The following is a 16,953-nucleotide window of genomic DNA, read 5'->3' on the forward strand; positions in this document are numbered from 1 at the left end:
GGCGTGGCCTCGGCCTTGAGGAAAGGCAGCGGCACGACCTCGAGCGAGCGCGCGGGGACGGTTCCCTCCGGAGGGGTCACGGGGGTGGTGGGCGTGACCGCGGTGTCCGCCGGCTGCCCCACCTGGCTCGCCACCAGGTACCACACCCCGACGAGCCCGGCGAACAGCAGGCCCGCCAGGGCCACCTTGGTGGACTGGGGGAGTTTGCGGAGGGTGTTGCCGAGCTGGTTCATTGCTGCCCTCCCTGCGGCGCCGCGGCCTGACCGGTGTAGACGTAGACGGTCATGGTCATGCTGCTGTTGATGGTGGGGTTGCTGCTCTCAGCGCCCACCGTCAGGTTGAGGCCCGCGACGGTGGCGAAGCGCTGGAGGTTCTCGAGCTGCTTCAGGAAGGTGAAGAGCTCGGGGAAGGGCGACTCGACCTGCATCGCCAGGTTGATCGTGCGCACCCCGGCCACCTCGCTGCCGCCGGTGGTGCGCCCGATGGTCTTGAGCGTGACCCCGCTGCGGCGGGCGAGCTGGGTGAGGAGGGTGAGCACCTGGGAGAGGTCCTCCTGCGGGGGCAGCTCGCGGAAGAAGCGCTGGCGCTGGAGCTCGAGGTCGAGGATGGTCGCGCGCAGTTGGGGCAGCGCCCGTTCGGCCGCCCGCCCGCGGTCGCGCTGCACCGAGAGCTCGGCGATCTGGCTGCGCAGCAGGCCGATCTCCGAGCGCATGGGTTGAACCAGGAAGAAGTACAGCCCCAAGGCCAGCAAAAAGGAGGCCAGGATGATGATGATGGCCCATTCGCGTTGGCCGAACCTAGCGAGCACCTTGTCCACCTCCTGTGGCGCTGCCCTGCGGGGCGGAGCCGGTGCTGCCGGGCGCGGGCTGCGCGCCCGGGACGCTGTCCACCAGCCCGACCGTGGCGGAGAAGGTGTAGACCCCGCGCTCTAGGTCGAGGCTGGAGTCGCGGAAGTTGATGCCGAAGCGCGGTGAGGACTCGAAGGCATCGACGAAGCGGATCAGCTCGCGCTCGTTGAGGGCTTCGCCGCGCAGGTCGAACTCCACCCGGGCGCTCTTGCCGTCGTAGGCCCCGCTCTGGGCGGCGGTCTGGGACTCGGCGGGCGTGAGCAGCTTGGTGCCGATGCTCTTGAGGTTGACCCCGAAGGCGCTGCCGCTGGGGGCGCTGCTGGAGCGGGGGATCTGGTTGATGACGGCCGCCAGGTAGTCCGACCAGTTGACCTTGCTCTGCTCGAGCTGGCTGCGGATCGCGATCACCTGCTGCAGCTCGGTGCGCTGCTGCTCGAGGCGGCGCTGTTCGGCGATGAAGCGTTGCAACGAGTTGACCTCGATCTGAAGCTGTTCTTGTTCCCTTTGCAGCGCGTTGCGCTCGGAAAGGGTGGAGAAGTAGAGGTAAGCCGTGATGCCCAACGCCAGCCCGGCGAAGCCGACGGCGGCCAGTCGCCACCACCCCGGCTCGACCCGGCGGCGCAGGGTCTTGGGCAGCAGGTTGAGCTTAATCAATTGAACCCACCCCCCGCATGGCTAAGCCCACCGGCACCACGAACTCGGCGGAGAGGCCGCGCAGGTAGTCCGGGTCGAAGCGGCTCTTGTCGTACGAAACGGTTTTCCAGGGGTCCACCACTTCCAGCGGGATGCCCAGGGTGTCGGCCAGCAGCGGCACCAGGCTGCGCAGCTTGCTGCCGCCCCCGGCCACGAAGCCCTGGTCGATGCCCAGGTCGCCGACTTGCACCCGGAAGAACTCGAGGCTGCGCCGCAGCTCGGTGGTGAGCTCGACGAGCACCGGGCGGATGGCGTCGTACATGCGCGCCGGGTTGAAGCGCTCGCGCTCGGCGTCGAAGTCGAGGAGCAGGTCCTCGTCCTCGGTGGGGATGGTCGCCAGGCCGTAGTTCTTCTTGGCCTCCTCGGCGGCGGTGCTGTCGAGGTTGAAGGCCTTGGCGATGGCCGCGGTGAAGTCCTTGCCCGAGAGGTTGATGACGCGGTTGAGCAGCAGGCGCTCCCCGCGGGTCAGCACCAGCGCGCTCGACTCCGCGCCGATCTCGAAGTACAGCGTCACCAGCTCGCGGCCGCCGTCGCCCACGAGCTGCGGCTCGAGCACGCGCAGCCCGGCAAAAGGCTTGACGTCGATGATCAGGGGCTCGAGGCTCGCGGCCTTGAGGGTCTCGACCAGGCTGGCCACGGTCTCCTGCCGCGCCGCCCCCACCACCACGTCCATCTGCTCACCTTCCGCTACGCTGTCGAGGGGGTCCAAGGGCGCATAGTCCATCACCACTTCGTCGATGGGGAAGGGGATGTAGCGCTCGGCTTCCCAGCGCACGGCCTCCTCGAGCTGCTTGGCGGCCATCTTGGGCACCTGCAAGGTGCGGGTGATGACCGCCGAGTTGCTCACCGCCGTGACCACGTAGCGCTTGCGGGTACGGATCTCCGCCAGCATCTCGCGCAGCTCGTTGGCTAGCGCCTGTGGATCAGCGATGTTGCCCTCCTGGAAGAGCCCTGGAGGGGTCGGCCGGATGGATAAGCCCCGCAACGTAGGGGGTGTCCCCGACAACTCTACCAGCTTGAGGTTGGCCGAACCGATCTCGAGGCCCAGGGCCTCGACCCGTGGCTTCAACAAGCTGCTAAAGAACTCACGCACACTGCCCCCTTTCGGTCAACATGGGTCTCCAGGACGGTATTTGAGTATAACATTAGCGCAATTCCTGGGACCTTCTGCTTGCATCAGTGTAACGTACCCCGTTGCGGCTGCAATGGTCAAATGAACTCCTGGACGGATCTCGTCCAGGAGCCGATTTGAGCCTTTGGAAAGGGTTGTATAAAGAACAAGTTAACGAACCTGGCGTTACAGCGCCGCCGCCACGGCCTTGGCGAAGGTTTCGGTGTTGGCGTCGCCGCCGAGGTCAGGGGTGCGGGGGCCGTTCTCGAGCACCCGGTCCACGGCGCGCTCGAGGCGCCGCGCGGCCTCGTGCTCGCCCAGGTGGTCGAGCATCATGGCCGCGGAGAGGATGGTGGCGGCGGGGTTGGCGATGCCCTTGCCCGCGATGTCGGGGGCGCTGCCGTGCACCGGCTCGAAGATGGCGTTGTCGAGCCCGATGTTGCCGCTGGCGGCGATGCCCAGGCCGCCCACCAGCCCGGCGGTGAGGTCGGAGATGATGTCGCCGAAGAGGTTGGTGGTCACCAGCACGTCGAAGCGCTCGGGCCGGATCACCAGTTGCATCGCGCAGTTGTCGATGATGATGTCCTGGGTCTTGACCTCGGGGTAGTTCTTGGCCTGCTCGAGCACCGTGTTGAGGAACAGCCCCTGGGTCAGCGGGAGCACGTTGGCCTTGTGGGCCACGTGGAGCTGCTTGCGCGGGCGGGTCATGGCGAGCTTGAGCGCGTACTCGCCGATGCGCGAGCTGGCCTTACGGGTGATCACGGTGTCGGCGATGGCTAGCTCCCCGCCCAGGTAGCTGCGCTCCTGCTCGACGTAGAGCCCCTCGGTGTTCTCGCGCACCACGATGAGGTCCACCCCCTCGCGTGCCCCGGGCACGGGGTGGTACTTGGCGGGGCGCACGTTGGCGAAGAGGTCCAGGCGTTTACGCAGGTAACGGATGGCGCCGAAGAAGCCCGGCACCTTCTTGTTGGGGCTGCTGGCCGCGCCGAACAGGGTGGCGTCGGTGGAGGCGATCTTCTCGACCGTCTCCTCGGGGACTGAGATCCCCACTCTCTCGAAGGTCTCCCAGCCCGCCTCGGCCTCCACGAAGTCGAACTTCAGCCCGGTGGCCTCGAGCACCAGCCGGGCGGCCGGGATCACCTCGTGGCCGATGCCATCGCCTTCGATCAGACAGATTTTATAGGTGCGGCTCATTCAAATCACCAGCCGCCATTCTACGCCCTTTTCCGCGGGCGCATTTTCCTGAAACGGCTTCCCCCTACCGCGGCGGCGGCGCCCACCCGGCTCAGTCCGTGTCGAAGCGGATGTCGATGCCCCACTCCTGCCGCTGCCGCCTGCCCTCGAGGCCCAGCTCGAGCACCAGCGCCGCGATCCCGATGATCAGGTAAACGTCGCCCAGGCTGAGCACGCTCTTGGCCCAGTAGACGGGGAGGATATCCCCTAAATAGTAGAAGGGCGTGTCCGGGGTCATGAGCGAGTGCACCGCGTCCGAGCGGGCCGTGAGCTGCCGGGCCATGCCCTCACGGGCTTCGGGCGGGACGGCCTCGAGCCACACCGGCATGTGCCCCCGGTTCGCCACGATGACCAGCGTGTTGAGCGCGAAGCCCAGCCAGATGAACCACAGGCTGCGAAGGCGCAGGTTCGCCAGCAGGCCGTAGCTCACGCACGCCAGCACGCCCGCCTTCGCCAGCGGCCCCCCCACCTCGGGGCTCAGCCACCCCCGGCCGGTCGAGAAGCCGACGAGGGCCTCGAGCAGGGCCCCCACAAGAAAAACCCACCCGGCCTTCAGCCCGACTTTGGCGAAGTCGCTGAGCCGGACTCGGAGCGCGAGGGCAAGGGCAAGTCCAACGAGGGCACTGGCGAGGTATAGCTGCGTAGGAAAACCTCCCGGTCTTTCCAGATGGGGTCCTGCAACCAGATCCCCTTAAAGAGCTTAACCAGTTCCGGGTCGAACTGGTCCCCGGCGAGGTCCTCGAGCTCCTGCATCGCCCGCTGGGGCGACTTGGGGGGCGAGTAAGAACGCCCCGCGGTCATGGCCTCGTAGGCGTCCGCGATGCAGACGATACGCGCCCAAAGCGGAATGGCGTCCCCTGCCCGGCCCTCGGGATACCCCCGCCCGTCCCAGCGCTCGTGGTGGTAGAGCACGATCGGCAGGACCTCCTTGAAGTACCGGGCCGCCGGCTTGAGGATCTCGGCGCCCCGGGTGGTGTGGCTCTTGATCAGCTCGAACTCCTGGCTGGTCAGCCGGATCGGCTTGAGCAGCACGTCGTCGGGGATGCCCACCTTGCCGATGTCGTGGATGCGCGCCCCGTAGGCGATCTTGCGCCGGTCGGCCTCGTCGAGGCCTTTCACCTGCGCCAGATCCGTAGCGATCGCCGCGACCCGCTCCGAGTGCAGCCGGGTAAAGGTGTCCTTGGCGTCGAGGGCTTGAACGAGGGTGTCGATGGTGGCGTTGAAGGAGTCCTCGAGTTTGACTTTCTCGTCCCAGTAAAAGCGAGAGAAGTAAAGCAGAAGCATAAAAACCAAGACTGTAAAGCCGCCCCACCCACCTACCAGTGGTGTCTGGTATGAGTTAGCCAAAAAAAGCGCCACGGGAGAAAGCAATAAGTAGCTCCCGGCAAGCCAGCGGAAATTTTCATGCCATACCTTCCTAATGGGCACGCCTGAAGACAGGTGTATAACATAGGCGACCACACCTACGTTGGTCACGAAGTATGCGGCTGACGCTACTAAAATGGCAATGTACGGCTGAACAATTACTCCCTCTATTTCTATTAAGGACGTACTATTAATGGAGTGCCACAAGATGGCTGCGACGGCAGTCGCCAGCCCACCTTGGGCCCGGTTGAAAACGTCCTTGTACCAGACATAGGTTCCGCTGCCGGGCTTGTCGCCAAACCTCATTAAAGCTGCTAGAAGCGGCGAGATCCACGGGGGAAACAGAATAGCAACTGCTAGCGCGACGACAAAAACGTGTGAAATGGCTGCTTGAATGGGAAGCCGAACTTCTGTCCTAGAAGCAATAAATATTAAAAAACTCCAGAATGCGATGTGAATCATTCCAGAGAGACCATCAATAGCAATAGAAGTATTGGTTTTCAGCTGATAAGAGGCGATTGTAAGGGCAATAAATCCTAAAGCTATGCTAATGGTGAAAAGTAATACACCACGGGGGGGTAGCGCCAAGACGTAGCGTGACATGACCTACCGTGAAGTGTAAACCCAAACTCAATGAAGAGGGGTGCAGGTATCACAACCTGCACCCCTCTGTTAAGGTATGTGGTTACTTCCAGGTAACGTCTGCACCAGCAGCGAGGCCGAGGGCTACAAGGCTGGAGAGCAGAGCAAAAACTTTGTAGGCGAGCTTTTTCATGGTGATCCTCCCTAAGGAACCTAGAACCATTCCGTTCCTGTTCTCTTGAGAGAATCATAAAAAGACCACGGCGCCCGGTCAAGATATATACCGAGTCTATAAACCGTGCCAAAACGGCGTTCTGGACACGCTTTTTGTCGCCTGGGTAATAAAAGACACCCAGACCGTAACCTACAGCCAGCGGGTCGGGTGTGACATTTGAACACCGGAAGAGTATAGGGGGGCACTACACTCGCAATGAGGACCCACTGCCCCGTAAACGTTACGGGTGTATCTTACTGCTTTCTTCCAGCAAAAAGGAAGGGGGCAGGTCTTTTTGCTGTCCGAGACGGCTCAAAAGCAGGCTGTAGGCCGTCTTGTGTTTGGGGTTGGGGTCAAGTAACACCCTTAACTGCGCCTCGAGCCACACCGCTTTCCGGTGCAGGCCGTGCAGCCAGGGGTAGTGGGTCTGGCTCACGATCAGCCCGCCGCGGTAGCCCTCGGCGATGAAGCGGGGGTCGTTGGGCGTGGAGGCCCCGCCTAAGTGCAGGACTCTGCGGGGCACCAGGAGCACCCCGAAGCCCTTGCGGCGGGCGCGGATGCCCCACTCGAGGTCCTCGTTGTAGAAGAAAAGGCGCTCGTCCATGCCGCCGAGCTCGAGCAGCAGTTCGCGCTTTAAGAGGATCAGGGCCCCGGAGATCCAGCTCACCGCTCGAGGCGCCCGGAGGTTGAGGTAGTAAGGGACGTAGAGCGGGCCGAAGGACTGGGGCCGGCCGTGCGGCGTCACGAGGACGGGACCGGCCATCACGGCTTTGGGGTGGTCGTCCAGGGCCGCCCCCAAGGCCTCGAGGTCGCCCGCCTCGAGGTACACGTCGCTGTTCATGACCGCGACGCGGCGGCCGGTCGCCGCCTCGAGCCCCCGGTTGACCGCGTAAGCGTAGCCCCGGTTGGCGACGCTCAACGCCTTGACCCCGGGGAACTGCCGGGCGAACTCGAGGCTGCCGTCGGACGAGGCGGCGTCAACGACGATCAGTTGGGCGTGCGGGTAGTGGCGCTGCAGGCGCTCGAGGCACTCGGGCAGCACGCGGAGGGAGTTGTGCGAGATCACGACGACTGAGAGTTCCACCGGACCCAGCTTAACGAAAGCGCGGGCCGGAGACTTCCGGCCCGCTTCCTGGTGGGCGCGATTGGACTCGAACCAACGACCCCTACCGTGTCAATGCTATTTTAGGCTTTCCAAGGCGTTCTGTATAATGCCGGGATACCCCACAGAATACACGTCCAGGACGCTAAAACTCTGTTTGCTCTTCCCGCCACTTTCCACCCCTTACCTGGGCGTTCCGGGCTTCCCGTTGCACCACGGTTGCACCATGAGAACATGGGGGTTGGGGTGCTAAACTCGAAGAAGAAAAACCCCCGGCACGTGGCCGAGGGAGCCTTCGGTGGCCCTTCTATTCTACGCGCCGGGAGAGGGAGAAGCAACTTGACCCGAACCGGCTTTCAAAAAGTGCTACTGCTCCGCTCACCCGATCAACGCAAAACGGACACCTGGACAGAACTGTTCCGGGCGGTTAGCGAAGTCTGTCCGGAGGTCATCGAGGACTTGAAGGCGCGGGTCTTCCCGCTCTACCGGCGGTTGAACTGGGCCGGGCTGGGGGGTGCGGATTACGACAACCTCGAGGGCTGGGCCGAGGCCATCCGCTCCGACCTGCTGCACACCGACTGCGACGGGGCCATCCTGGAGCTATACGACAAACTGATGGCCTGGGGAAAACGCTGGTGGCTCCACCACCGAGAGGCGTATGAGCAGGCGTTCTGGGCGTTTAGGGCCTGGGAGCACGCCCCCGAGCCCGAGGACGATTGGCCGCTGCTGGGCCGGGGCGATTTCTTCCGGGTACTGAACGCGGCGTTTCGGCTCGAGGTGAGCGAGTGGAACCCTCACCTCGAGTCCGAGAGCGAATTCAGACTGAGGGTCGAAGCGGAGTACAGAGAGGCCCTCGAGCGTTACATCTCGTTCGTGCGGCAAAGGGCCGAGGCCGAGGGTTTGCGGGAAGAGGCGCGCAGGCCGAACCTGGGCGAGCACATGGTGTGGCTGGTGCTGCGCCAGTGCAAGGGCTGGGGGTACGCGCAGATCAGAGATTTCCTCGACCTCGAGGCGGGGCGCAGCGCCGTCAGGGACGCTCAAGAGGCCCTTGCGCGGGAACTGGGCCTGGCCCTCCGTCCGACGCCCCGAGGCCGCCCCAAAGAGTAGCCCGATACACAAAGAAAAGTACGGCTACGGCGTGCCCTAGCGCGCCGTACTTATTGTTTGGCACCCTGCGGGCATGAGCAGAGTACCGCAAGCCGATACGGAAACAAGGCTGCTGGACGTGGCCGCCCTGCGCCATGAGTACGGCCTGGGCCGGGAGACCGCCTACGGGCTCACCCGCCTACTACCGTGCGTGCGGGTGGGGGCGCGCTACCTCATTCGGCGGGATGACCTCGAGGCCTACCTCGAGCGCGCCGCCCGCGAGGGGCGGGATATCCGCCGCGAGGCCCTGGCTGCCGCACGTGCGGCGAAAAACCCCGCCGGGGCTGGCGGGGGGCGCTAGGGGGAGGTGGACTGTGCGCTACAGCAAGCATATCACTATATCGCCTGAAGCGCTACAGCAGGCCCGCGCCGTGCTCGAGGCTGAGGGCTTCGCCACCGAGACCCCGCCGCCCGATCTGCTCGAGCGGGGCGTGCTGCTCACCGCCTACAACCCCGCCAACGGCGAGGGCTACCTGCTCGACGCCGCCGAGGTGCGGCTCGTGGCCTACCACGGCCTAGCCGCCCTTGATCCTGAGCACCCCGACCCCCGCCCGCGCTGGGAGCGGGCTACCACCCGCGATAGGGAGCGGGCCTACGCCGAGGCTGCGCTTGCCAGAGCCGTCCTGGACGTGCAATCTGCCCCCGTGGGGCAGCGAAACAACGTCCTGAGCGCGGCTGCTTTTGGGCTTGGTCGGCTCGAGCACCTGGGCCTCGATGAGCAGCGGGTGCTTGACGAGCTGGTGCAGGCCGCGCTAGTTACCGGCTTGTCTCACCAAGAGGCCCAATCCACCACCCGCCGGGCCTGGGCCAAGGGCACCGAGCACCCGCGCGATCTGCCACCCTCTGATTTGGGATACTCGGATACCGCCGGATACTCGACCGGTATCCAAAACATTACGCGTCCTGGACAGCAAAAGGGGCATTTGGGATATCAGGATACTGGGGTTCCCCGGCTGGGGGGTAGCGGTGCCCCAAAACTCGGCAAAGGGGGTAAGTGAGATGCCACTACAAGCCATAGACCTCACTGCCCCCCTCGAGCCGATCCCTTGGCTGGTGCCGGGGCTCATCCCGAAGGGGTACCTAACCATCCTCGGCAGCCTACCGGGGCAAGGCAAGACCGCCATCCTCTCGGCCCTGGCTTGGCAACTCAGCCGCCCCAAGGGGGAGTTTTTGGGGCGGGAGCTGGAGCAGGCCCCCTCGATCTACGTGGACTTTGACGCGCCAAGCCAAGGCCGGGGCCTTCGGATGTGGTTTGAACGCCACCAGGCCGCCCACCCCGACGGGAAAGGCGAATGCATCACCCTGCTCGAGCCGGATGCCAACACCTTCGGCCTGGGCGACGTCGAGCTTGAGTATTTAGACGAGCGGGTCAGGGCCACCGGGGCCGGGCTGGTGGTCATCGATTCTTTCATGGCTGCGTTCGGCGCAATAGACCCCAACAAGCTCAATCAAGTGATGGTTCCGCTGTGGCACCTCCGGCAACTGGCCCACAGCACCGGGGCCGCCGTGGTGCTCGTGGATCACCTGCCTAAGGTCATGGCGGGTGAGCAGGCCGGGGCGCGGGGCATCATGGGCTCTCAGAGCAAGCAGGCTCAGGCCCGCGCCGTGCACATCCTCACCCGCGTCCCCCCGCGTGAGGTCGAGGGGCGTCACGTCCTGAAGTGGGAGACCACGAAGCTGAGCTTCGCCGTCCTGCCCGAGCCTTTCGGGCTGGAATTGGATTTCTCCAGCGGCTTCGCGCTGAAAGAGACCAAGCTACCCGAAGGCTACGCCGATACCCGCACCGACAAGGCCGCCCGAGCGGTGCAGGAGCACCTAGAGCAACGCGCCGGGGTGGTGGTGAGCCGGGCCGAACTCGTGCAGCTCATTGCGGAGCGCTTCAACCTCTCCAAGCGCCCTCAGGACAAGGCGATTACGGCCGCCCTCGAGCGGCTGGCGGGGTCGGTGGAGAAGGTGCAACTATCGGGGCAGGGTCACCCGGTTGGATACCGGGTGAGGAAACCGGTATCCGAAGTATCCGAAACGGGAGAAACCCCGTTGGAGACGGGTAATGTTTTGGATACCGAGTCGGTATCCAGCGGTATCCGAGTATCCGAAACACCCGAGCCCGAGCCCGAGGGGTGGGAGGTGGAAGTGTGACCCCCTGGGACGCCCTGACCGCCCGCGTCAAGCCCATCGCCCAAAAGCTCGAGGCCCTGCAACCCCCGCTGCTGGTGATCAGGGTTGACGGTGAAACAACCCTGGTCACCGCCTGGCCCACCGCCCGAGACCTCGAGGCGCATGCCCGCTTTCCGGGTATGGCCCGGCTCACCCTCGAGCGCAAGCTGGCCGAGGCCCTGGCCGAGCTGGCCCGGCTCTACCCCACCCCCAAGCAGGCGGTGGAGGTGCTGGCTCAATGGCCCGGCAACCCGCCACGGCTGGAGCGGGTAGCTGTGGCCCGCAGGAGCACCCCCGCCGGTGCTGAACCGGCCCCTGCCCGGCAAGGAGTACCAACGTGACCCCGCGCCTGACCACCACCCACGCCGCCGAACTGCTGCACCAGATCGAGAGGTAAGCCATGCAAAAGCCGAACCAAAACGATACGCGACTCATCCAGATGTTGGAGCGCATCCTTGCGCTAAACGACCAAGTGCTGCTACTGGTGCACGACCGGCCCGACCTGCTGTCCAGGTTTGTAGACCAGCGAATCGGGGTACTGCGGGTGCTGGACGCGCTGCAAAGCGGTACCCCCGCCCCACCCGAGGCACTGCCCGCGTTCGGGCGCGTGGCAAGGCAGCTCGAGGAAATACTGCTGCGTAGCCACCAGATACAAGCCGCCCCCAGGATGGACGCCTAGCGTGAGCCCGCACCTGCATCCAGCCCGTCCCCCGCCCGGCTGGTGCGGGGATGGAGCGCACCCACACCGACCCAGAGCCACCTTCTACGACTTGAGGAGCCTAAATGAACGACCTGAACAGCAAACTCACCACCCTACAGGCCCAGCTTGCCGAGGCACGCAGCGAACTCGAGGCTGCCAAAACCAAAGCTGCCCAAACCGACGACCTGCACGAGAAACTAAACTACCTCACCCGTACTAGAGCCGCCCAGGATTTGGTTTCTTCCCTCGAGCAGGAGATTAGCACCGTCCAGAACGCCATTGCCGAGGAGCAGCGCCGTGAGCACCGGCAGGAGTTACTCGAGCGGGCCCGTGGCATCGCCGCCGAGATACAGCAACACCGGGATGGGCTTCGAGACCTGCTCGACGCCGTTGCCGAGGCTGTTGCCCAGCTCCAGCGTCAGGCCCCCGGCATCATCCACCGTTGGCGTCAGAGCCGTGAGCGCTGGCTTGCCACATTCGCCGCCCTCGAGCCCGGCCCGTGGCCCCACCTTGGCGGTGACGCCGAAAACTCTAAGCGCCTCGACGCTCTACAGCGCGCCTTGGCCGAGCTTGGCCCTGATGGCCGCGCCCTGCTCCAGCTACCGCCCGGCCTTCAGCCCACCAACGCGTTCGAGCGTCCCTCATTCGAGGGCAAAAACTGGGACTACTCGCCGCCCTCGAGTCCCGAGGATGTCTCCCTCTACGTCCTGGACACACTTCTGTCCCGCCCCGGCGCACAACAGCCCGCAGCCGTGCCCGCTCCTGACCCCGCCCGCTCGATATGAACCGCCCCGAACGCAAATTCCCTCAGTTGGCTCTCAGGCTTGATCTGCTCAAGCTTGTCCTCGAGGCTGGCCTTGCCGATGCCCTGCTTGCCGCCATCGCTAAGGTTGGAACGGATGGAGAGCCGTTTTTGTCCGTCCAGACTCCGACCGGCGTTGTGCTTTTGCCGCTCTCTCTCGAGGTGAGCGACCTATGAACAACCGCTTGAGCAAACTCGAGGCCCACGCCCGTAGCTCCCACAGTGCGGCTTGGGGTGCCTTCTGGTCTCGGTTCCGCACCGCCCTGGACTCCGTTCCTGCTGGAGCGCTCGAGCGCTTTGGCCCCATCGAGGTTGATGGCGATCTGGCCGACCTCGAGGACGAACTTCGCGCCTGGGAGAGTTGGGGCAATGCCGTCCTGCCGGTGCTCGAGCGGGCCGAACAGGGCGATCTGGGGACATGGCCCGGTGATTTGCCTCGCCCACCTTCCGACCCCCGCCCGCTGCTTCTCGAGCTAGTCTCGAGGTGGCGCAGGAACCCCCGGCTACCTTTGGCCGCGCTGCTGGTGCTGCTGGCCTTGGGTTCTGCCGTGGGGGAGGGGGTACCCTTGAGGTATGCCGATGGACACGCCGAAACCTAAGCGCTTGCGCCGCCGTAAACCCGGCGATCTTGGACAGTTGCGCGCCGTGTTGTGGTCGGTGCTGGTCGAAGCCGAGAGCATCGCCCAGAACCGGCTTCTCGACGAGCACACGCGCTTGAAGGCCGTCAGCGCCCTGGCAACTGCCGCCGGGGCCTACCTCAAAGCCACCGAGCAGGGCGACCTCGAGGCCCGTTTGAGTAGCCTCGAGGCCGCTCTAAAACAACCGCCCCTGAGGAAAATCCTATGAGCCTCGAATCCCGCATCGAATCCCTTGAATCCCGCCTAACCCCTCAACCCCGCGTGATCGTGGTCACCTACCGCCCCGAGCCCGTTGAGGGTGAGGACGCACCCACCACCCTCAGCGATGCAGAAGCCGCCCTGTACCACCAGCTTCTTGCTGAGGCCCTGGAGTCCAACCCCTACGCCCAGGGCTTTACCCTGTACCTCAACCTTTCAAATCCTCGGTGGGCGGCTTGGGAGTGACCCGTTCCCGCCCGGAATCCCCAAGGGTAGACACCGGCCCCTCTCTACGAGGGGCCTTAAAAACCATTTTACGGGCTCGAGCGCTGAGCACCGTCCTGGACGGGTTTCCTGGCTGGTGCCTCTGGGGAGAGCATATTTCCCTTAATACAGATTAAGGGAAGTATCTTCATTGAGTCCTACGATGCTAGAATGCTCATATGGCGAACAAAGAGCACCACGTTAGCCGGGTGAGGCCGCCCAAAGAGCGCCGCCTAAAGGCCCTCGGGGTCGAGGCGCTGGAAGCCGATGAGGTTAACCCGAGGGTGCGGGTGCGGCTGCGGAAGCCGGTGGCCGCCCTGCTCGAGTCCATGAGCACGAAGCAGCGGGGTGAGGTGTTTGAGGCCGGGCTGAAGGCCCTGGGTATGGGGGTGGGGAATGAGCAGGAGTAAACCAGAACCACGCAAGCGGGCTAACGGGCTTGGCTCCAAGCCGGTGAAGCGCGGGGATTCGTGGAGCGTTCAAGTAACCGTGGGCCGCCGCCCGGATGGGAAGCTTGACCGCCGCCGGGTGACGGGCCACACCCCGGAAGAGGCCATGCAGAAGGCCCGTGAACTTCAGGTAGCTGCCGCCCAGGGGATGCTAGCCACGCACGAACGCCTGACGGTGGGCGAGTGGATGAAGACCTGGGTTGAGGCCAAGGCCACCCGCGCCGCGCCCACCTACCGGCTCAAGCTCGAGGCCCACGCCAAGCACATCACCCAACACCTGGGGAGCATGGAGCTTCGCAAGCTGAGGCCGGGGCACGTCCACACCTTCGCCCGCGCCCTGGAGGCCAAGGAGTTAGCCCCTTCCTATCGCCGTGAGGTGCTGAGCACCCTCGAGGCCGCCCTTGAACGCGCCGTGGTCATGGAGCTTATCCCGCGCAACGTAGCCCGCCCGGTGAAGCTGGAGGCCGCCCCCGTGACCCGCAAGGTCAAAGCCTGGGACGCCGCTACCGTGGCCCGCTTCCTCGAGGTGGCCCGCCCCTATCGGCTGCACCCGCTGTTCTACCTGGGCTTTGCCACCGGCTTGAGGCGAGAGGAGTTGCTAGGGTTGCGTTGGGTGGACATAGACCTGGAGGCCCGCACCCTGCGGGTGGAGCAGACCTTAACCCCGGACAAGGGCGGTGTCCACATCGGCCCCCCCAAGACCCGCAACAGCCGCCGGGTGGTGGGCTTCGGCCCGGACGTGGCCGCCGTGCTGGGGGAATGGCGGGGCAAGCTAGCCGAAGAGCGCCGCTTGCTGGGGAAAGAGTGGCACGATTCGGGGCTGGTGTTCCCCTCGAGCACCGGCCACCCCCTGCACCCGCGCAACGTGAACCGGGATATGGCCCAGATCATCAAGACCCACAACCGCAAGCGGGCCAAGGAGATTCGGAAGGCCATGCAGGGACAGCCCGAGGAAGAGGTGAAGCGGGCCATCGAAGCGGCCACGCTGCCCCACCTGAGCCCGCACATGATGCGCCACACCCACGCCACGCTACTCGCCCAGAAGACCCGGCAAATCGAGCTGGTGAGCCGCAGGCTGGGACACGCCCGGCCCTCGATCACCCTGGACATCTACCGCTCGGTAGCGGCGTGGGAACTCGAAGAGGTGGCCGTGCCCCTGAGCGAGCTGCTGAACCCCACCCCGCGCACCCTGAACTAGCGCGTTGCACCACGGTTGCACCAAAAACCCCCTTATGCACTCTTTGCATAAGGGGGTTTTCTCGTTGGGAACGTGGTGGGCGCGATTGGACTCGAACCAACGACCCCTACCGTGTCAAGGTAGTGCTCTAGCCATCTGAGCTACGCGCCCATGCATCCCTGCTTTGGAGGCGCCGGCCGGATTCGAACCGGCGAATCGAGGTTTTGCAGACCTCTGCCTTACCACTTGGCTACGGCGCCCTGTCGTGCCCAAGTTCGTCCCCGGCTCGGCCTGCCTCGGGGACCGGCATCCGATACCCTAGCACAGGGATTCGAGGGTGTCAACGAAAAAGCTCAGGGTTGAGGCCGAGCAGCCCTGGGCGGGGCACAAAAGCCGTCAGACTCCACCTTCCTCATGAGTGAGCCGCCGTATACTGCAACCGTGCGCGAGCTTTTCGTCAAGACCCCGAGGGGGTATCGCTGGCCTTTTTCCAAGGGGTTGCTGACGGAGACCCTGATGAACGCCGGCATGGGCATGGAGGCGGCCATGTCGGTGTCCCACACCGTGGAGGAGCGGCTCAAAGCCCGCAAGAAGTCCGAGATCTCCGCCGCCGCGCTCAAGCGGCTGGTGGTGAGCGAGGTCGAGCGGGCCTTCGGGGCCGACCTGGCCGCCAAATTGCGCAAGCAGACCCACACCTTCGAGGACATCCTGGTCAAGGAGGGCTACCGGCGGCGGCCTTTCTCCAAAGGGGTGCTGGCGCGCAGCCTCGAGGACGCCGGCTTCGCGCTCAAGGAGGCCTACGCCCTGGCGAAGGCGCTCGAGACCGACATGCGCCAGGAAGGCCTCACCGAGATCACGGCGGAGGAGCTCGAGCGCCGGGTGGTGCGCGAGGTGGAGCGCCGCTACGGCCGCTCGGCCCGCAAGCGCTACGTCGGGCGGCACAACCTCGCGGGCGAGCTCTTCGTCGAGGAGGCGGAGGGGGAGCCCCGGGTGCCCTTCTCCAAGGGGGTCGTGGCCCAGTCGATGATGGAGGCGGGCCTGGCCCCGGACGCGGCCTACCGCCTGGCCCGCATCCTGGAGGGCCGGCTGCGCGAGGAGGGCGACGGCATCGTCAGCCGCTCGAGGCTGCGCGAGATGGTGATGCTCTTGCTCACCGACGAGGCGGGCGAGGACATCGCCCTGCGCTACCAGACGCTGCGCTCGATCAAGCGCACGGTGCGCCCGATCCACCTGCTGATCGGCGGGGTGACCGGCACCGGCAAGAGCCTGCTGGCCTCGGCCCTGAGCTACCGGCTGGGCATCACCCGGCTGATCTCCACCGACACCATCCGCGAGATCCTGCGGGCCACCGTGCCCGCCGACTTAGTGCCCACGCTGCACACCAGCAGCTTCGACGCCTGGACCGCCCTGGCCCTGCCCAAGCAGGCCCAGCCCGACGACTCGCTGATCCTGCAGGGCTTCCGCGACCAGGTGGCGCGGGTGGCGGTGGGGCTGCGGGCCATCCAGGAGCGCGGGGCCCAGGAACGCACCTCGCTGGTGGTGGAGGGCGTGCACGTGGTGCCGGGCTACCTCTCCCACCCCTGGCAGAGCGAGGTGATCCAGATCCCGCTGATGCTGGTGGTCAACGACGAGACCATCCACCGTGACCGCTTCACCCTGCGCGAGAAGGAGACCCAGGGCAAGCGCCCGCGCACCGACTACCTGCGGCACTTCGACGAGATCCGCATGATCCAGAACCACCTCGTCGAGCTCGCGGGCAGCGCGCGCATCCCGGTGATCCCGGGCGAGGACCTGGACCAGGCCATCGAGAAGTGCCTCGAGGTCATCGTCCAGCGGATGCAGGAGGCCTACCGCCAGACCCTCCCCGAGGTGCGGGGCAGGGGAGGGGCCGCTTGAGGGGCGCGACGCTCCGCTGGCTGGCCCTGGGCCTTTTCCTGGCGAGCGCCCTCGCCCAGCCCGACGGCTACGCGCTGCGCCTGGAGCAGGCCTGGCGGCTGGTCCAGGAGCGCTACTGGGACAGCGCCTACAACGGGGTGGACTGGGGGGCGGTGGGGGCGAAGTACCGCGCCCGCCTTCCCGAGGTGCGGAGCTGGGGCGAGCTGTACGGGCTCATCACCGCCATGTACGACGAGCTCGACGACCAGCACACCCGCTTCCTGAGTCCCGAGGAGGCCCGGTACTACCTCGAGGGGATGCAGTGCTACCCCCTGCCCTTCAAGGAGGGGGAGGTGAGGGCTCGAGGGCCCTCGAGCCCTCACCTCCCCCTCCTTGAAG

The 16,953-nt window shown here is 65.4% G+C and carries 20 protein-coding genes, 2 tRNA genes and 2 pseudogenes; 14 read left to right on the forward strand and 10 right to left on the reverse strand.

Annotation, left to right across the window (positions count from 1 at the left end; all coding sequences use genetic code 11):
• The 8 genes and pseudogenes from Mterra_RS10635 to Mterra_RS10670 all read right to left on the reverse strand — a co-directional run.
• Nucleotides 1-233 (reverse strand): annotated as a pseudogene (locus Mterra_RS10635) (competence protein); the annotation flags it as partial.
• On the reverse strand, nucleotides 230-808 hold the full coding sequence (locus Mterra_RS10640; RefSeq protein ID WP_245971595.1) for a type IV pilus inner membrane component PilO: 579 nt from the start codon (nucleotides 806-808) through the stop codon (nucleotides 230-232). The pseudogene Mterra_RS10635 and the gene Mterra_RS10640, both read right to left, overlap by 4 nt.
• Entirely contained in the window at nucleotides 798-1,502 is a 705-nt protein-coding gene (locus Mterra_RS10645; protein ID WP_245971596.1) for a flagellar protein FliT, read from the reverse strand. Before Mterra_RS10645 ends, Mterra_RS10640 begins: the two co-directional genes overlap by 11 nt.
• Nucleotides 1,495-2,634 carry a type IV pilus assembly protein PilM gene (gene pilM, locus Mterra_RS10650; RefSeq protein ID WP_119315172.1) on the reverse strand — a complete coding sequence of 380 codons (1,140 nt, stop codon included), beginning with the start codon at nucleotides 2,632-2,634 and terminating at the stop codon, nucleotides 1,495-1,497. Before pilM ends, Mterra_RS10645 begins: the two co-directional genes overlap by 8 nt.
• 204 nt (nucleotides 2,635-2,838) lie before the next feature.
• A complete protein-coding gene (locus Mterra_RS10655) occupies nucleotides 2,839-3,846 on the reverse strand; it encodes an isocitrate/isopropylmalate dehydrogenase family protein (RefSeq protein ID WP_119315173.1) in 1,008 nt (335 codons plus the stop codon).
• A 91-nt stretch (nucleotides 3,847-3,937) separates the two neighbouring features.
• On the reverse strand, nucleotides 3,938-4,417 hold the full coding sequence (locus tag Mterra_RS10660) for a DUF5317 domain-containing protein (RefSeq protein WP_119315174.1): 480 nt from the start codon (nucleotides 4,415-4,417) through the stop codon (nucleotides 3,938-3,940).
• Between the two features lie 20 nt (nucleotides 4,418-4,437).
• Nucleotides 4,438-5,853: an HD-GYP domain-containing protein gene (locus Mterra_RS23585; RefSeq protein WP_338025077.1), complete on the reverse strand. Its 1,416-nt coding sequence runs from the start codon at nucleotides 5,851-5,853 to the stop codon at nucleotides 4,438-4,440.
• Between the two features lie 434 nt (nucleotides 5,854-6,287).
• Complete coding sequence (locus Mterra_RS10670; protein WP_119315176.1) at nucleotides 6,288-7,130, reverse strand: glycosyltransferase family 2 protein; 843 nt, start codon at nucleotides 7,128-7,130, stop codon at nucleotides 6,288-6,290.
• A gap of 477 nt (nucleotides 7,131-7,607) precedes the next feature.
• Here Mterra_RS10670 and Mterra_RS10675 point away from each other — a divergent pair, with 477 nt between their 5' ends.
• The 12 genes from Mterra_RS10675 to Mterra_RS10730 all read left to right on the forward strand — a co-directional run bounded on the left by Mterra_RS10675 (nucleotide 7,608) and on the right by Mterra_RS10730 (nucleotide 14,700).
• Nucleotides 7,608-8,255, forward strand: a complete 648-nt coding sequence (locus tag Mterra_RS10675) for a hypothetical protein (protein WP_147372683.1) — start codon at nucleotides 7,608-7,610, stop codon at nucleotides 8,253-8,255.
• Nucleotides 8,256-8,328: 73 nt separating this feature from the next.
• The gene (locus tag Mterra_RS10680) at nucleotides 8,329-8,595 is read left to right on the forward strand and encodes a helix-turn-helix domain-containing protein (RefSeq protein WP_119315178.1); all 267 of its coding nucleotides are present in this window, start codon (nucleotides 8,329-8,331) and stop codon (nucleotides 8,593-8,595) included.
• Between the two features lie 13 nt (nucleotides 8,596-8,608).
• Nucleotides 8,609-9,292 carry a hypothetical protein gene (locus tag Mterra_RS10685; protein ID WP_147372685.1) on the forward strand — a complete coding sequence of 228 codons (684 nt, stop codon included), beginning with the start codon at nucleotides 8,609-8,611 and terminating at the stop codon, nucleotides 9,290-9,292.
• A 1-nt stretch (nucleotide 9,293) separates the two neighbouring features.
• The gene (locus tag Mterra_RS10690; protein WP_119315180.1) at nucleotides 9,294-10,433 is read left to right on the forward strand and encodes an AAA family ATPase; all 1,140 of its coding nucleotides are present in this window, start codon (nucleotides 9,294-9,296) and stop codon (nucleotides 10,431-10,433) included.
• On the forward strand, nucleotides 10,430-10,792 hold the full coding sequence (locus Mterra_RS10695; RefSeq protein ID WP_119315181.1) for a hypothetical protein: 363 nt from the start codon (nucleotides 10,430-10,432) through the stop codon (nucleotides 10,790-10,792). Before Mterra_RS10690 ends, Mterra_RS10695 begins: the two co-directional genes overlap by 4 nt.
• A gap of 59 nt (nucleotides 10,793-10,851) precedes the next feature.
• The gene (locus Mterra_RS10700) at nucleotides 10,852-11,130 is read left to right on the forward strand and encodes a hypothetical protein (protein WP_119315182.1); all 279 of its coding nucleotides are present in this window, start codon (nucleotides 10,852-10,854) and stop codon (nucleotides 11,128-11,130) included.
• 104 nt (nucleotides 11,131-11,234) lie between these two features.
• Entirely contained in the window at nucleotides 11,235-11,936 is a 702-nt protein-coding gene (locus Mterra_RS10705) for a hypothetical protein (RefSeq protein ID WP_119315183.1), read from the forward strand.
• A 190-nt stretch (nucleotides 11,937-12,126) separates the two neighbouring features.
• Nucleotides 12,127-12,552, forward strand: coding sequence for a hypothetical protein (locus Mterra_RS10710; protein ID WP_147372687.1), 426 nt, complete (start codon nucleotides 12,127-12,129; stop codon nucleotides 12,550-12,552).
• The gene (locus Mterra_RS10715) at nucleotides 12,533-12,799 is read left to right on the forward strand and encodes a hypothetical protein (protein WP_147372689.1); all 267 of its coding nucleotides are present in this window, start codon (nucleotides 12,533-12,535) and stop codon (nucleotides 12,797-12,799) included. Before Mterra_RS10710 ends, Mterra_RS10715 begins: the two co-directional genes overlap by 20 nt.
• Nucleotides 12,796-13,035, forward strand: a complete 240-nt coding sequence (locus Mterra_RS10720) for a hypothetical protein (protein ID WP_119315186.1) — start codon at nucleotides 12,796-12,798, stop codon at nucleotides 13,033-13,035. Before Mterra_RS10715 ends, Mterra_RS10720 begins: the two co-directional genes overlap by 4 nt.
• Nucleotides 13,036-13,232: 197 nt before the next feature.
• Complete coding sequence (locus Mterra_RS10725; RefSeq protein ID WP_119315187.1) at nucleotides 13,233-13,463, forward strand: hypothetical protein; 231 nt, start codon at nucleotides 13,233-13,235, stop codon at nucleotides 13,461-13,463.
• 145 nt (nucleotides 13,464-13,608) lie between these two features.
• On the forward strand, nucleotides 13,609-14,700 hold the full coding sequence (locus Mterra_RS10730) for a tyrosine-type recombinase/integrase (protein ID WP_170159629.1): 1,092 nt from the start codon (nucleotides 13,609-13,611) through the stop codon (nucleotides 14,698-14,700).
• 73 nt (nucleotides 14,701-14,773) lie between these two features.
• Here Mterra_RS10730 and Mterra_RS10735 read toward each other — a convergent pair.
• Nucleotides 14,774-14,850: transfer RNA gene (locus Mterra_RS10735), tRNA-Val, on the reverse strand.
• A gap of 14 nt (nucleotides 14,851-14,864) precedes the next feature.
• A tRNA-Cys gene (locus Mterra_RS10740) sits at nucleotides 14,865-14,939 on the reverse strand.
• Between the two features lie 181 nt (nucleotides 14,940-15,120).
• On the opposite strand from Mterra_RS10740, the gene Mterra_RS10745 reads away from it, so the two are divergent.
• A complete protein-coding gene (locus Mterra_RS10745) occupies nucleotides 15,121-16,575 on the forward strand; it encodes a 2-phosphoglycerate kinase (RefSeq protein ID WP_119315189.1) in 1,455 nt (484 codons plus the stop codon).
• Nucleotides 16,572-16,953, forward strand: a pseudogene (locus Mterra_RS10750) (S41 family peptidase); the annotation flags it as partial. The gene Mterra_RS10745 and the pseudogene Mterra_RS10750, both read left to right, overlap by 4 nt.

The sequence above is a fragment of the Calidithermus terrae genome, from assembly GCF_003574345.1.
In the GTDB taxonomy this organism is placed as follows: Bacteria; Deinococcota; Deinococci; order Deinococcales; family Thermaceae; genus Calidithermus; species Calidithermus chliarophilus.